Source organism: Legionella geestiana, assembly GCF_004571195.1.
Classification (GTDB): Bacteria; Pseudomonadota; Gammaproteobacteria; order Legionellales; family Legionellaceae; genus Legionella_B; species Legionella_B geestiana.
The window spans coordinates 220169-235127 of record NZ_CP038271.1; the positions used below are offsets into that span (position 1 = coordinate 220169).

Here is a 14959-nt window from a genome sequence, read left to right on the forward strand (position 1 = left end):
AAAACCTCTAAATTACAGGAGAATACGACGGATATCCGCAAGCGAATCCGCGATAAATCGCGTGAATCGCGCAGCTTCCGCACCATCAATGACCCGGTGATCGTACGACAGTGACAAAGGCAGCATCAACCGTGGTACAAACGTGTCACCGGCATAAACCGGCTTGATACTTGAGCGGGAAAGCCCGAGTATCGCAACCTCAGGTGCGTTGACAATCGGCGTAAACGCCGTACCACCAATACCACCGAGGCTTGAAACAGTAAAACAGCCACCGCTCATGTCTGCAGGAGTAAGCCCCTTGTCACGTGCCTTCGCACTCAGACGTGCCATTTCCCGCGCAATATCACCAATCTGGAGGGTATCAACATCGCGAATAACAGGAACGACAAGACCGTTAGGCGTTTCAACAGCGATGCCAATGTTGCAGTACTGTTTGTAAATAAGATTCTCACCACTCGCATCGAGAGAGGCATTAAACTGTGGGAATGCAGCCAGTGCCCGACTCACCACCTTGCATACAAATGCAAGAATCGTCAGTTTATATCCGAGTTGTACGGTGCGCTCACTCTCGGTCTTGCGAAAAGCTTCAAGCTCCGTGATATCGGCTTCATCAAACTGCGTGACGTGTGGGATGGTTATCCAGGAGCGGTGTACATTGGCACCCGTGAGCCGTTTGATTTTATTCAATGGCTTGATATCAATCGCACCAAAGCGTGAAAAATCGATAGCCGGAGCCTGTGGCAACGCAAAGCCATTTCCGCCGGCGGGTTCTGCCAGACGCGCTTTCACATACGCTTGAATGTCCTCGGTAAGAATACGCCCCTTGCGTCCACTGCCTTTTACTTCTGACAGTGTCACACCAAGCTCTCTTGCCATCCGGCGAACCGCAGGCCCTGCAGATACCATGTCCTGACGGTTCGAGGGAATTTCAGGAGCAATGGCCGCCTCAACACGCAATTCAGCAACAGGCGCAGGAACAGAAGATGGCGTTTCACTCACGACTGGCGCAGGTTCAGGCATGCGTACAGCAGAAGACGCGCTTGTTCGGAGAGACAATACCGGGCTTCCCTGAGACACCTTGTCGCCAAGTGCGATGCTGACATGTTCAACTACACCCGCCATGGGGGACGGAATTTCCATCGTGGCCTTATCGCCCTCAAGTACCAGCAACGGCGTGTCTTTTTCAACCGTATCACCGACTTTGACCATGATTTCAATGACATCAACACCCGTTGCGCCACCAATATCAGGGATGGCGACATCCACCACCTGAGTCTCATGGCTTTCAGAAGCTATGGGCGCCTCGATGACTGGCGCGACTCTCTCAGGCGTTGGCTCAACTGCAGCGGGTGTCTCTGACACGGCTCCGACACTGCTTTCAAGTTCAAGCAGCACATCACCCTCGGAGACCTTATCTCCCACCTTCACAACTATCCTCTTTACAACGCCCTCAGCAGAGGAAGGCACTTCCATGCTGGCTTTGTCGGTTTCAAGTGTTACAAGCGGTGTATCGCGTTTAATGCTGTCACCGGGCTTAACGAGTATTTCAATTACATCAACACCGACGGCACCGCCTATATCGGGCACTTTAATTACGTTTGCATCCGCCATTCTTCTACCCCGCATTCAATTAGTGGCTTATCGGACAAGGCTTATCTTGATTAATATTAAAGCGCTTCATGCAGTCTTTTACGACAGATTTGGGTACGCTGCCTTCCTGCGCCAGTGCTTCAAGTGCGGCAAGCACGATGTATTTGGCATCCACTTCAAAAAAGTGGCGCAGCTGTTTACGGGTATCACTGCGACCGTAGCCGTCCGTGCCAAGTGTCACATAACGTGAATGCACAAACGGACGGATGGCATCAGCCAGCATGCGCTGATAATCCGTTGCCGCAATCACTGGACCCGTTCGGCCTTCAAGCTGCCGCTCAACATAGCATTTATTCGCTTCCCGCTCGGGATGCATGCGGTTTTCACGCTCAGTAACAAGCCCATCGCGACGAAGCTCTGTGAAGCTTGTCACACTCCAGATATCAGCGCTTACGCCAAACTCTTCCTGCAGCAGACGCGCCGCCTCAATGACTTCGCGTAAAATAGTACCACTTCCAAGAAGCTGCACATGTTTTTTACCCGGTTTTTTAGGGGACTGCAGCAGATACATACCGCGCAAAATCCCCTCCTCTGCCCCTTCTGGCATTGGCGGCTGCACATAATTTTCATTCATGAGCGTGATGTAATAAAACACATTTTCCTGGTCTACATACATGCGCTGCAGGCCATTCTGGATAATCACGGCTACTTCATAGGCATAAGCCGGGTCATAGGCCACGCAGTTGGGAATGGTGGATGCCAGCAGATGGCTGTGACCATCCTGATGCTGCAGACCTTCACCGGCAAGGGTAGTACGCCCGGCAGTTGCGCCCAGCAAAAAGCCGCGCGCCTGCATGTCGCCTGCAGCCCAGGCAAGGTCGCCAATCCTCTGGAAGCCAAACATCGAGTAATAAATGTAAAAAGGAATCATTGGCAGGTGGTTGTTGGCATAGGATGTTCCTGCAGCCATCCATGAACAGAATGCCCCAGCTTCATTAATGCCTTCTTCAAGTATCTGCCCGTCTTTCGCCTCACGGTAATACATGACCTGTTCATGATCAACGGGCGTATACAACTGACCCACCGGTGAATAAATTCCAATCTGGCGAAAGAGCCCTTCCATACCAAAGGTGCGGCACTCATCCGGTACAATCGGCACCACACGCGGCCCTAAGTTTTTATCTTTGAGCAGCATGGTGAGAATGCGCACGAATGCCATGGTGGTTGAAATTTCTCTGTCACCTGTTCCGGCGGTGACTGGTGCAAAAAACTCAAGAGCAGGAACCGTGAGCTTTTCACATGCAACGGTTCGCGCCGGGAGAAAGCCTCCAAGACTCTCACGCTGACGTTTCAGGTAACGCACTTCCGGGCTATCAGGCTCTGGACGGTAAAACGGCACATCGGCAATGTTGTCGTCACTCACGGGTATACTGAAGCGGTCACGAAACGCACGCACCTGTTCGATGGTCATTTTCTTTTGCTGGTGCGTAATGTTCTGCCCTTCACCGGCCGCACCCATTCCGTAACCTTTCACGGTCTTTGCAAGAATGACGGTTGGCTGACCACGGTGCTCTACTGCACTGGCATAGGCCGCGTAAACCTTCTGTGAATCATGGCCACCGCGATTTAAACGCCAAATGTCGTCATCACTCATGTGCTCGACCATCTTCTTAAGCTCAGGATACTGGCCAAAGAAATGCTCACGCACATACGCGCCATTATTGGCTTTGTATGCCTGATAATCCCCGTCAAGGCATTCTTCCATGCGCTTTTGCATCCAGCCTTCTTTATCGCGGGCAAAGAGCGCGTCCCAGCGGGTACCCCAGATGACCTTGATGACGTTCCAGCCCGCACCACGAAAGACACCTTCGAGTTCCTGAATAATTTTACCGTTCCCGCGTACCGGCCCATCGAGCCGCTGCAGATTGCAGTTGACCACAAAAATCAAATTATCGAGTTTTTCGCGCGAAGCGATGGTAAGTGCACCGAGCGACTCCGGCTCATCCATTTCGCCATCACCAAGAAACGCCCATACCTTGCGCTCACCGGCCTTGAGCAGTCCGCGATGTTCGAGATACTTCAGAAAGCGGGCCTGATAGATAGCCTGTAATGGACCAAGACCCATTGAAACCGTCGGAAACTGCCAGAAGTCACCCATTAACCAGGGATGTGGATAGGAAGAAAGGCCATTAACTTCGACTTCCTGACGAAAATTCTCAAGCTGCTCTTCGCTCAAACGTCCTTCAAGAAAGGCTCGCGCATAAATACCCGGCGCACAATGCCCCTGAATATAGAGCATGTCTCCACCGTTGGGAGAGTAACTGTCACCTTTGAAAAAGTGATTAAAGCCGGTTTCATAGAGGGTGGCCGCTGAAGCATAGGATGCAATATGACCGCCGAGCTCTGGCGCTTTTTTACCGGCGCGCAGCACCATCGCGAGCGCGTTCCAGCGAATCAGCGCACTGATGCGCCTTGCAATACCCTCATCTGGAGGAATCGCCTTTTCTTCATGCACCCTGATAGTATTGCGGTAAGGAGTCGTAGCAGCACCGGGCAAGGGTATGCCCTCGGCACTGGCTTTATCCATCAGTGCTTTTAAAAGATAAGCCGCCCGTTCACTTCCATCTTCTGCAAGGACTGCGTGCAGGGCTTCCAGCCATTCGCGGGTTTCAATCGGGTCAATATCAGTTTGCGTAATGTTGGGCATGCGGATTCCTCACGGTTTTCACGAATTATCAGGTGCATTGAGGTGCTGGTTTCAGGCGTTTTTGTATTACGCCAGAACAAGACTGCATGCACACATTAAGGTCAGCCTGGCAATCACAGGTCGTTTTTCGGCATTGTAGTGGATCGCGATAAGATTTCAACTCGCGCGTCAGCATCTGGCCCTTAACGTACTGCTCTCTCAGGTAGCGCTCAAAGCCTTTCATGGCGCTTTCAGAAGCCCCGAGCTGGCAATTGACGCAATTATTACGACAGACTTTTTTACAGGCTGCGAGTTCTGCTACACAGGCCTTCTGGCAGGGGCTCAGGTGTTTTGAAGGCGCAAGGCCTTTATCCGGGCTCACACACCCTGTAAGAAGAAAAACGGAGAATATCCCCGTTAATAGCCACCTGCAAGCATGTAAAATCATAGCATCCTGTCCTTAGAGCCACGCTACAAGGGTAAAAAGCGCCAGAACGACGAGCAACAACACCAGCGCATGTTCAACCAGCACTTCGGCCTCCGGCATGCCGGCGGGGTGTTCGGCAGATTTACCAAGTGCACGGGTTGCGGTTTCAGCGAGCAGGTGCGCGTTTTCGGAAGGTCCTTTTAAAAGTCCTGCCAGCAGAAATGATGCGCCCTGTTGAAAATTCCCAACGAGAAGGCAAAGCAGCGCTTCCATACGCGCCGGTACCCACTCCAGCAATCCGGCCAGAAAACCCATGGTGCGTTTCATGCCGTCTTCCCGCGCGCCAAGCGCAATCAGCCTATAGGCAAGCACACCACTGGCACCAGCCAGTATATACCAGAAAATTGGTGCAAAAAGCTGACCGTTTACCTGAGAAAAATACTCACGCGCCTGCTCACCCTCCTCAGCACCTTCTTTAGCAGGCTCAGGATAGAATGGATTCTCTGGACCAAGGCACAAAAAGAAAATGGCAAGCTGCAGCACAAACCCGACCAGACCGTATATCCAGCCACAGGAAACATACAGTATGAGTGCTGTGAAAAGCACCGGGAGCAGTACCATTGCGGCCATCGTCCACCAGGGCGATGCAAAAAACGGCACGGCGCCAACATAACGCCCGACTTCGGCGGCAAATCGCGAAAACCATGCAAAACGTTTGAAAGACACCTTGTGTACGAGGAAACGTTCACTCAGCAGACACAGGACGATAACAAGCAATCTCATGGTTAATCCTTGCGCATTTTATCTGAAAGGGCGATGGGTGTCGGATATTTAATAACCACCGCATACGATGACACGATAAACGTCAGAATCGTGGTTGCCTGAATCAGGTTTGAGGCCGCTTCTGATATCAGCCCCGAACCGAAAGCCATGCTTCCCACCAGTATGGAAAATTCACTCGCCTGCCCAAGACGCATGCCTACTTCTGCAGAAACCGCTTTTTTCTCTCCGGCATAACGCAGCAGTGCGTAAAATAATGCGGGTTTTACAACCAGCATCAGTCCCCCCAGAAGGATAGTTGGGATAAGCACCTGCGCGAGGAATCCAAAATTAAACACTGCACCAATGGCAAAAAAGAACATGACCAGGAAAAAATCCCGCAGCGGCTTCAGACTTTCAGCGATAAAGAGTGAAATGGGACTGGAAGCAAGCGACACCCCTGCTACAAATGCGCCGATATCTTCTGAAAGCCCAAGCTGCTGACCGATAAATGACATGGTCAGACACCAGGCAATGGAGAGCAGAAAAACGTATTCCTGGGTTCGGTCAAAACGCGCGAGCAGCTTAACGAGCACATAGCGCTCAAACAGGAAGGCAAAGAGTGTCAGGAGGGGCAGCGCAATCCCGACCAGCATCAAATCATTCATCGAAAGACCACCGCCTTCCTTCGCGCCGTTGATGAGAATCAGCACGATAATAGCGATAACGTCCTGCATCAGGAGCACGCTAATCATGACCTCACCGGTGTGCTGGTGATGCAGAATGGTTGTGGGAAGCAGTTTCAGACCGATGATGGTACTTGAGAACATCATCGTGGCGCCGAGTACCCATGATTCAGTGACGCTAAGCCCAAACCAGCGCCCGACACCGTAGGCAATCAATGCAAAAAGGGTAGAACTTAAAAGTGCAATCCAGGTGACTTTTTTCAACATGTGCACAAGATTCTGCGGCTGCAGGTGAAGCCCGAGCAGGAAGAGAAGAAAGACGATGCCAATATCGCCTACCTGTTTGACCACGGTAACATCAGACACCAGTCCAAGGCCCCACGGACCCATAATGGCGCCAAGAAGGATGTAGGCAACAAGAAGCGACTGACGGGTGTAGAGCACCAGGGTCGAGAATGCCGCTGCACCGCCGAAGATAAGAAAGAACGTATAAAATACCGAGCTTGTGTGCATGCGCGATATGCCCCCTGAAACAAAACCCGCGAGTTACCGTTAAACTGTTAACTTTAAAGCAAACAGCGCCCGCATGCCAGCCTTTCCGCCTCCTTGCCCGCAATTTTCTTGATGAAACAGAGGAGTGTGGTATGCTGAAGCTAAGAACCATTCAACGGATTGCCCATGCGCTTCCTGAAGCAGATGTTTAGAACCGGCCTGCTCCTTTGTGCATTCGCGCCGCTGGCCACGGCCGGATGCGGTGCTTCCTGCTGCAGCGGGCATGGCGGCATTCTCTACTGTGACTCATCTGCCGGTCGCTTTGTCTGCCGAAGCGGCGAATATTCGACCTGTTATTGCACCCGCCACGCCATTATGGATTTACAGTTGATTGGTGGCTGTTGTCTGTGGCAGGGAGGCGTCATGGCGACTGATGAAACCGGCCTTGTTATCTGCAATAACGGCGGAACATCTGAAATCTGCAGCCTTCAGGCACCCGAAAAGGCCGTTGCCTCCTGGTAGATGCCCTCGACAAAGCTGCTTTTCTGAGTGATAATCGCGCTCTTTTGCCATTGGCTCTGAGGGTCTGACCACGAATGTCCGCACCGCTGATAGAATTGCAGAATATCGTTAAATCCTATGGCGAGACCCGGGTACTTAAAGGTATTGATTTAACCGTCCATGATGGCGAGTTCCTTACTTTGCTTGGGCCATCCGGCTGCGGTAAAACCACGCTGCTTCGTCTGATTTCAGGATTTGAAACACCGGATTCCGGTGAAATCCGCATGAACGGCGAATGCGTTAACCGCCTTCCCCCGCAAAAGCGCGACGTTCATACCGTATTCCAAAGCTATGCCCTCTTTCCACACCTCGATGTTTTTGAAAATGTCGCTTTTGCCCTGCGCTGCGCGCGGATTTCAGAAACGGATATTCGCGATCGGGTAGCTCAGGCGCTCTCGCTGGTGAGACTTGATGATTTTGCAGGCCGTTCCATTCGCCAGCTGAGCGGCGGGCAGCAGCAGCGCGTTGCCATCGCTCGCGCCATTGTCAACCGCCCCAAAGTGCTCCTGCTTGATGAACCCTTGAGCTCGCTCGACTATCGCCTGCGAAAGGCCATGCAGTCAGAGCTGAAACAGCTGCAGAAAACACTCGACATGACCTTTGTTTTCGTGACACACGACCAGGAAGAAGCATTATCCATGTCGGACCGCATCGTGATTTTCAACCACGGCGAAATCGAACAGATTGGCACCCCGCGCGAAGTATACGAGACGCCCAAAAACCTGCACGTGGCAAGTTTTATTGGCGAAGCCAACATCATCCCGGTCACGGTTGAGCGAATTGATGACAACGAGCTTTTTGTGCACATTGAATCAGTAGAAATCGCGTGTCGGCACAACGGGAATTTCGCGGTTAACGATGCACTGCACCTTGTGATTAGACCAGAGGACATCCAGGTATGGGACTCTTCTGAAATCAGTGATACCAATGGCATGCTGCCAGGACGGATTGTCGATATTATCTACAAGGGCTCAACGGTTGATGTAAAAGTTGCTCTGGCTTCCGGGAGAACCATCAGTGCTTCGGAATATTTCGACGAGGATGATGACAAGCTTGAGTATGCGATTAACGAAGCTGTCTGGGTGCACTGGCTCCCCGGCTGGGAAGTGTTGCTTGCACATGAAAACTGAATCCCTTTCTCCTAAAATATTGCTGCTGTGGCTCCTGCTTTTTGCCGCTATTCCGCTGCTTATGGTTGTGGTTACGAGCCTGCTCTCCAACGCAACCACACAGGTGGCCTCGCTGCCCTTTACCCTCGCGCATTACAAGGCGCTCTTTTCCCCACTGTTTGCAAACGTGATGCTTCGCTCGCTCCTGACGGGACTCCTGACCACTTTTATCACGCTCCTGCTGGCCTGGCCTTTCAGTTACATCATGGTGAAATCGCGCCACCAGTCGGTGATGATGCTGCTTATCATCATCCCCTTCTGGACCAGCTCGCTCGTTCGTACCTATTCGCTGGTAGCACTTCTTAAAACCCGTGGACTGTTAAACGCGCTATTGTTAAAGCTGCACCTTATCAGTACACCACTCCCCCTGCTTTATACCAATTTTTCTGTGATGGTTGGCCTTGTTTATAACCTTTTTCCCTTCATGGTTTTACCGCTTTTCACCAACATGGAGCGCTTTGACTTTCGCCTGATGGATGCAGCAATGGATTTAGGTGCAAGCCGTCTGCGTGCCTTCGTGAAAGTTTTTCTGCCAGCAACAGCGCCTGGCATTCTTGCCGGATGCCTGCTGGTATTTCTCCCCGCCATGACCCTCTTTTACATTCCCGGCGTCCTCGGCGGAGCGCGCTCGCTTTTACTTGGCAACCTGATTCAAAATCAATTCATGCTGCTGGATAACTGGCCGCAGGGAGCGGCAACCAGCACGCTTCTTACCCTGATGCTGCTCGGTATGCTGGCACTTTTTCGACGCCGTGGGGTATCGCTGTGAAGCGCCTTGCCAGAAAAGGCTTTGCCGCACTCGTGTATGCGTGTCTGTACCTGCCCATCTTCGTGCTTGTGATTTATTCGTTTAATAACGCGCGCTACTCCATGCAGTGGTCGGGCGTGACGACCCGCTGGTATCGGGCGCTTTTTAACGACAGCAGCCTTTGGGATGCCTTTTTGCATTCCACCCTTCTCGGAGTCTGCAGCGCCTTTGTGACAACGCTCCTTGGCACGCTCGTTTGTATACACTTCTTTCTGCACCGGGAGGTGCGCCGGCGCGTCCTGTTTTCACTGCTTCTGCTGCTCGTTATCATTCCCGACCTGGTTCTTGGGATTGCGCTGCTTATTTTTTTCAATGTTTCAGGCTTTCCCTTTGGCTTCTGGACACTTTTAACCGCGCACATTACGTTCTGTCTGCCTTTTGTGGTGTTGACCGTCAACAGCCGTATCCAGACACTAGACCCCAATCTTTACTGGAGCGCACTCGATTTGGGCGCGAGCCGAAAAAGCGCTTATGTGCGCGTGCTGCTGCCGCTTCTGTGGCCTGCTGTTTTCAGCGCCTTTTTGTTGTGTTTCACGCTGTCGTTTGATGATGTCATCATCAGTTACTTTGTGGCAGGCCCCGACTATAACATTCTGCCCCTCACCATCTATTCAATGGTTCGCACCGGCGTGTCGCCTGAATTAAATGCCCTTTGTACCATTACGTTTCTTTTATCGATGCTGCTTGTGATACTGGCGCATCGTCTTTCAAGGAACACCCCATGAAGCACCTGCTCACCCTGGTTTTAATGTGTTTATTGCCGCCACAGATTTTGGCTGCCGGGGTCGTTAATGTATACGCCTGGGGAGGAGAAATACCGGATGCGGTTGTACGCGATTTTGAGCGCACAACCGGTATAACCGTGCATTTAAGCACCTTTGACAGCAATGAAACGCTGTATTCGAGGCTTAAGGCAAGCCCCAGCGGCATGTATGACGTCATAGCACCTTCTGCCTATTTTGTTGAACGCATGAGGAGGCAGGGAATGCTTGCTCCTCTTGATAAACGCCTCTTACCGCACCTTAAAAACCTCGATAAACACTTTTTAAACCCGGAATACGACCCGAAAAACCGCTACAGTCTGCCGTTTATCTGGGGAACTACCGGAATTTTCTATAATCGCCGCACGATTTCACCCCCGCCTGAAGACTGGGAGTCCCTCTGGGACAAGCGCTTTAAAAATCGTCTGATGCTTCTTGATGATTCACGCGAAGTCTTTTCCATGGCGCTGCTGGCTTTGGGCTTTAACCCAAATGACGTTAATCCTCAACACCTGCAGAAAGCCTACGAAAAACTGCTGACGCTCGTGCCAAACATCCGGCTTTTTGCGAGTGAGAATATTCAGGCCATTATGATTGATGAGGATGCGAACGCGGGAGCAGCGTGGAACGGAGACGCATGGAAGGCACAGAAAGAAAACAGCGACATTGCCTTCATCTACCCCAAAAGTGGTTTTGTTATCTGGGTCGATTGCCTTGCAATCCCGGCTAATGCCCACAATCGCCTTGAGGCACATCGCTTCATTGATTTTCTGCTGCGTGCAAAAACCAGTGCCAATGTCGCACGCATCAGCAGCCAGGCCATTACCAATATTGCAGGACAAAAGCGACTTCCACCTGAGATTCGCAATAATCAAGTGGTCTACCCGCCTGAAGACGTGCTGGCACGCGGCACTTTCCAGCGCGATCTGGATGATAAGACGCTTGCGATATATAACAGTCTGTGGCAACGTTTAAAACTCGCTTTTTAATTTCTAACAAGCAAGGAGTGCTTCGTGAAAACAGTAAAAAGTATATCTGCTTCCCTGGCCATGGTGTCGTTGTTCACAGTGGGCTTTGGTAACGTAGCCCATGCAGACGAGAGCATGGCGGGATTATGTGCGCCACTCGTATGGCCTGCTGTTCAATATCCAGGCGGCCCATACAAAAATCTTTTTGACACGCTTAGCCCCAAAGTGTCAGCACTCGGTGAAAAAGTGGAGTCAATGGTTTCTGCGCCGACTGTACTCGCAAAGGAAGCCCGCTACGATGAACTGGTCGCATTCATTGAAGCAACTTTTCCAGATATCGGAATAAGCCCGCGTCTGTTACTCGCAGAATCTGACGGCACTGTCATTTATGACTCTTCTCAGGCAGGAAAGTCGGTAGTAAATGCCGATTCAAGTTGTGGCGCTCTGGGCGTTGTTGCACGCAACTCTTATGCATCATTCTGCACAAAGCAGGTCAATGAGAACCATAACACCCGCATAGACATGCTTAACGCGCAACTTTGGCCTTGTGCAACTGGCGTTGAAACCAAGTTCAGCACAAGTGTTGGTACGTTTCAAAACTATGTCGGCATTCGCATGGGTGCCTATCTTAACAACAATGGAACCGCGAGATACTCACAAAATCGCGCGTCTTAATCCTGATTTTAAATGTATTGTGGTTCTTTAAACCTTTTATCTGTGTACGGGACATTTTTTCCGCGTCGGGGGATTCACGTGTATTTTTGTGCCGTGACCAAGCTGGATTCGTTCCATGCTTTGGCTCCGTGCCACACCTCGAATGGGTCTCCCCGCCTGCGCGGGGAAGACAGTATGGGAGAGATTTTGGCCTTTGCACACACCCCGAATCCTGTCATTCCCGCGCAGGCGGGAACCCATCCATATGCCGGCACGGGGCTAACTCCAGCATGAGATCTGGGAAGACAACGATTTTTTGTCCCGTACACAGACCTTTTATACACAATTTCAGGGCAATCATTAGGTTGCCCTAAAATTGTTAAAATTAGTTTGATTATTGATGCTATTGTTGATATTATTTACAATCTTTAAATTCGATAATCGGTGGCAATCTATGGCGCTGTTTAATTTACCCTCAATAGAGCAAGCCTTTAAGGAACTGTTTCTTAAGAAGAAAGATGCTCCATTAGAGCTTACTGCTGATACAGTCATGCGTGGTCTCACCGGATTACCGCATGCGGGCGCAGACCGTTATTTAAGGAGCTATCTGCTGTTTGTATTTGAGTTTGCACTCAATACCCTTAAAGTCCTCTTTATTTTCCTGCCTTTTGTCGTGGGCAAAGGGCTTGGCAGGCTGGCAGAAAAAATGGCTGACACTGACTCGAGAATACTTGTTCCATACATGGGAAAAGTGGGTTATTTGATAGCGGGACTTGCGGTGATTGGCAGTGGACTCACCTATCTTGCGAGTCTTATTGCTTTTGCGGGCGCGTTTACAGGAGCCTGTCTCCTTGCATCAACGGATACAATCAAGGCTGCGGGTGAGCATTCGAACTCAAAAAGCTCCTTGAAAGTTACCTTGCCGGTAACTGTGCTGACAGTAATCGCGCATGCGGCACTCCTTTTCTTCTCGTGGCCCGCCTACCTTGGACTCTTTGGCTTAAAGTTTGCCACGCGCGCGCATGAAGAACTGCAGAAATCAGCTTATCACAAGGATTGTGCTGAAAAAGTTTACATGAGAGTAAATGTCGGTAGTGTCACAGATGATTTAAACAACCAACCAACTTCATCACCCCAAAACAGCCCAAGACTGTTTCAGGCTCAAGTAACCAAAAGCGATGACACTGCATTGTCTATTGGCGTGATACCTGGAGCCTCCACATAACGGCTATCCACGCCCTCCTGCTTTGCAGGAAGTGAAACTATGTCAGTATCTTAGACTCGGCTGATAAACTTAAGCAGGGATGCGCGATAAGACACCCGGCAGATGGCGATACCCGATGCCGGGCTTCGCTACGCTCAACTCAGCCTACGGAAAGCCTTTAAATACAATAATTTACTTGAAAAATGGCGCCGTAGCCTGCGCTGATAAGCGCGGGGCATGATGCACGAAAAACACCCGGCCAACGGCGATACCCGATGCCGGGCTTCGCTACGCTCAACCCAGCCTACGGAAAGCCTTTTAAATACAATAATTTACTTGAAAAATGGCGCCGTAGCCTGCGCTGATAAGCGCGGGACAGGACGCACGAAAAAACATCCTGCCAACGGCGATACCCGATGCCGGGCTTCGCTACGCTCAACCCAGCCTACGGAAAGCCTTTAAATACAATAATTTACTTGAAAAATGGCGCCGTAGCCTGCGCTGATAAGCGCGGGGCATGATGCACGAAAAACACCCGGCCAACGGCGATACCCGATGCCGGGCTTCGCTACGCTCAACCCAGCCTACGGAAAGCCTTTTAAATACAATAATTTACTTGAAAAATGGCGCCGTAGCCTGCGCTGATAAGCGCGGGACAGGATGCACGAAAAAACATCCTGACAACGGCGATACCCGATGCCGGGCTTCGCTACGCTCAACCCAGTCTACGGAAAGCCTTTTAAATACAATAATTTACTTGAAAAATGGCGCCGTAGCCTGCGCTGATAAGCGCGGGGCATGATGCACGAAAAAACATCCTGCCAACGGCGATACCCGATGCGGGGCTTCGCTACGCTCAACCCAGCCTACGGAAAGCCCTTTAAATACAATAATTTACTTGAAAAATGGCGCCGTAGCCTGCGCTGATAAGCGCGGGACAGGACGCGCGAAAAAAACATCCGGCCAGCGGCGACGCCAACCATAAAAACCCATTAAATACAATAGTTTATATAGAAACGGTTACTCCCTTGATTCTTTGGCTCAGGACCGTTGCCAGTATAGCCTTTATCCATCATTTAACCCTTGCCTGGAAATCTCCCCTGTGAGAGGATACACCCGCCCTTACTACTCGCAGGAAGTGAAACTATGTCAGGATTTAGCGATGCTCGGGAAACTATCCGCGCGACTTTTATAAAACTCTACCTCAAAAAAGCCGGCGCCAACACGGAAAATCCGTCTTGGACGGATATGCTTAGGGGTGTGACGGGCTGGCCCCATCCCCGCGCCGAAGGACACTTTAAAAGCTATCCATTCATACCTTTTGAATTTGTACTGAATATCCTCAAAATGTTGCTCGTTTTTCTGCCTTTTGCTGTCAGTGTTTTACTGGCAAAAGCACTTGCCGCCCCACTTTTAAACCTCAGCAGCGCCGCCCTTCGTGCCGATAGCATCAAAGAAAAAATCTTCGGTGCGTCGTGCGGGGTCGCAAGCTTCTTTCTCTTTGCGCTTTCCATTCCGCCAGCAATAGCTGCGTGGCTGGGTTACAGCGCCACTGCCATTAATGACAGCAGGGAGCTCGCGCGTGTGCATGTTGGCTCGATTGCATCATGGTTTAATTATGCGCTGTCCGTTGCTATCCACATGGCTATCCTGACGTTTTTGTGGCCTGTTTATCTCGGGTTTATAGGCGTAAAAGTGCTTACCCTGTGTAATGAATATCTGCAGATGAGCGCAGCTTATCCAGATGAAGTTAAAACCTTCTGGGAATCGGTATCAGACACTTTTTCAAACGGCATCAGAAAAGAATATGCCAATGTCACCGGCAGCCTTAACAGTATGTTTATTAACTCCCAATCTCAGACTGGTCCATCAGTCGTGGTTTATGCGGTTGTACCTGTTGCATCAGCCAACAACCATGCCGCCGCGCATTTTCCGCCCCCAGTGGCATTGTCAACCGTTACGCAACCCCCTTTATCTGCATCTTTAGATACACTTCCTCCAGCGGATAAACCTGAGACTCAGCTTACAAGTCAGTGACGAGTGCCATGGCTTCCCCACGCAAGAGCGGGGGAAGCCATGGGGGAGCATTTCAATCCACGGTCATTGTGTAATTAAAATTCACAGCTGAATTGCAGTTAGGGCGTAATGTCTATATAATGCCCATCTTGTTTTTCTTTGTGAATTTCTTCCATGC

The 14959-nt window shown here is 50.9% G+C and carries 13 protein-coding genes; 8 read left to right on the forward strand and 5 right to left on the reverse strand.

The features are described 5' to 3' along the window. Positions 1-12: 12 nt before the first annotated feature. From aceF to E4T54_RS00980, 5 genes are all read right to left on the reverse strand, one after another. Complete coding sequence (gene aceF, locus E4T54_RS00960) at positions 13-1611, reverse strand: dihydrolipoyllysine-residue acetyltransferase (RefSeq protein ID WP_028387353.1); 1599 nt, start codon at positions 1609-1611, stop codon at positions 13-15. A gap of 19 nt (positions 1612-1630) precedes the next feature. Further along, positions 1631-4297, reverse strand: coding sequence for a pyruvate dehydrogenase (acetyl-transferring), homodimeric type (gene aceE, locus E4T54_RS00965; protein ID WP_028387354.1), 2667 nt, complete (start codon positions 4295-4297; stop codon positions 1631-1633). 28 nt (positions 4298-4325) lie between these two features. Then, on the reverse strand, positions 4326-4658 hold the full coding sequence (locus tag E4T54_RS00970) for a hypothetical protein (RefSeq protein ID WP_051551060.1): 333 nt from the start codon (positions 4656-4658) through the stop codon (positions 4326-4328). Between the two features lie 78 nt (positions 4659-4736). Next, the gene (locus E4T54_RS00975; RefSeq protein WP_028387355.1) at positions 4737-5486 is read right to left on the reverse strand and encodes a hypothetical protein; all 750 of its coding nucleotides are present in this window, start codon (positions 5484-5486) and stop codon (positions 4737-4739) included. Between the two features lie 2 nt (positions 5487-5488). Further along, the gene (locus E4T54_RS00980; RefSeq protein ID WP_028387356.1) at positions 5489-6661 is read right to left on the reverse strand and encodes a cation:proton antiporter; all 1173 of its coding nucleotides are present in this window, start codon (positions 6659-6661) and stop codon (positions 5489-5491) included. A gap of 165 nt (positions 6662-6826) precedes the next feature. Here E4T54_RS00980 and E4T54_RS00985 point away from each other — a divergent pair, with 165 nt between their 5' ends. The 8 genes from E4T54_RS00985 to E4T54_RS01020 all read left to right on the forward strand — a co-directional run bounded on the left by E4T54_RS00985 (position 6827) and on the right by E4T54_RS01020 (position 14802). Then, a complete protein-coding gene (locus tag E4T54_RS00985) occupies positions 6827-7162 on the forward strand; it encodes a hypothetical protein (RefSeq protein WP_028387357.1) in 336 nt (111 codons plus the stop codon). Between the two features lie 74 nt (positions 7163-7236). Beyond that, positions 7237-8331: a spermidine/putrescine ABC transporter ATP-binding protein PotA gene (gene potA, locus E4T54_RS00990; RefSeq protein ID WP_028387358.1), complete on the forward strand. Its 1095-nt coding sequence runs from the start codon at positions 7237-7239 to the stop codon at positions 8329-8331. Continuing rightward, entirely contained in the window at positions 8321-9139 is an 819-nt protein-coding gene (locus tag E4T54_RS00995) for an ABC transporter permease (RefSeq protein ID WP_028387359.1), read from the forward strand. The genes potA and E4T54_RS00995 overlap by 11 nt, the downstream gene beginning before the upstream one ends. Further along, on the forward strand, positions 9136-9903 hold the full coding sequence (locus E4T54_RS01000) for an ABC transporter permease subunit (protein ID WP_028387360.1): 768 nt from the start codon (positions 9136-9138) through the stop codon (positions 9901-9903). The genes E4T54_RS00995 and E4T54_RS01000 overlap by 4 nt, the downstream gene beginning before the upstream one ends. Then, a complete protein-coding gene (locus E4T54_RS01005; RefSeq protein ID WP_028387361.1) occupies positions 9900-10928 on the forward strand; it encodes an ABC transporter substrate-binding protein in 1029 nt (342 codons plus the stop codon). The genes E4T54_RS01000 and E4T54_RS01005 overlap by 4 nt, the downstream gene beginning before the upstream one ends. A gap of 24 nt (positions 10929-10952) precedes the next feature. Further along, the gene (locus E4T54_RS01010; protein WP_028387362.1) at positions 10953-11582 is read left to right on the forward strand and encodes a hypothetical protein; all 630 of its coding nucleotides are present in this window, start codon (positions 10953-10955) and stop codon (positions 11580-11582) included. Between the two features lie 376 nt (positions 11583-11958). Then, the gene (locus tag E4T54_RS01015; RefSeq protein ID WP_167755230.1) at positions 11959-12786 is read left to right on the forward strand and encodes a hypothetical protein; all 828 of its coding nucleotides are present in this window, start codon (positions 11959-11961) and stop codon (positions 12784-12786) included. Between the two features lie 1125 nt (positions 12787-13911). Then, a complete protein-coding gene (locus E4T54_RS01020; RefSeq protein ID WP_028387364.1) occupies positions 13912-14802 on the forward strand; it encodes a hypothetical protein in 891 nt (296 codons plus the stop codon). Positions 14803-14959: the final 157 nt, after the last annotated feature.

Excerpts from the sequence above, each read along its gene's own strand:
- E4T54_RS00980 (WP_028387356.1), bottom strand. The coding sequence starts at position 6,661 with ATGCACACAAGCTCGGTATTTTATACGTTCTTTCTTATCTTCGGCGGT.
- E4T54_RS01005 (WP_028387361.1), top strand. The coding sequence starts at position 9,900 with ATGAAGCACCTGCTCACCCTGGTTTTAATGTGTTTATTGCCGCCACAG.
- E4T54_RS00975 (WP_028387355.1), bottom strand. The coding sequence starts at position 5,486 with ATGAGATTGCTTGTTATCGTCCTGTGTCTGCTGAGTGAACGTTTCCTC.
- E4T54_RS01020 (WP_028387364.1), top strand. The coding sequence starts at position 13,912 with ATGTCAGGATTTAGCGATGCTCGGGAAACTATCCGCGCGACTTTTATA.
- E4T54_RS00985 (WP_028387357.1), top strand. The coding sequence starts at position 6,827 with ATGCGCTTCCTGAAGCAGATGTTTAGAACCGGCCTGCTCCTTTGTGCA.
- E4T54_RS00995 (WP_028387359.1), top strand. The coding sequence starts at position 8,321 with ATGAAAACTGAATCCCTTTCTCCTAAAATATTGCTGCTGTGGCTCCTG.
- aceF (WP_028387353.1), bottom strand. The coding sequence starts at position 1,611 with ATGGCGGATGCAAACGTAATTAAAGTGCCCGATATAGGCGGTGCCGTC.
- potA (WP_028387358.1), top strand. The coding sequence starts at position 7,237 with ATGTCCGCACCGCTGATAGAATTGCAGAATATCGTTAAATCCTATGGC.
- aceE (WP_028387354.1), bottom strand. The coding sequence starts at position 4,297 with ATGCCCAACATTACGCAAACTGATATTGACCCGATTGAAACCCGCGAA.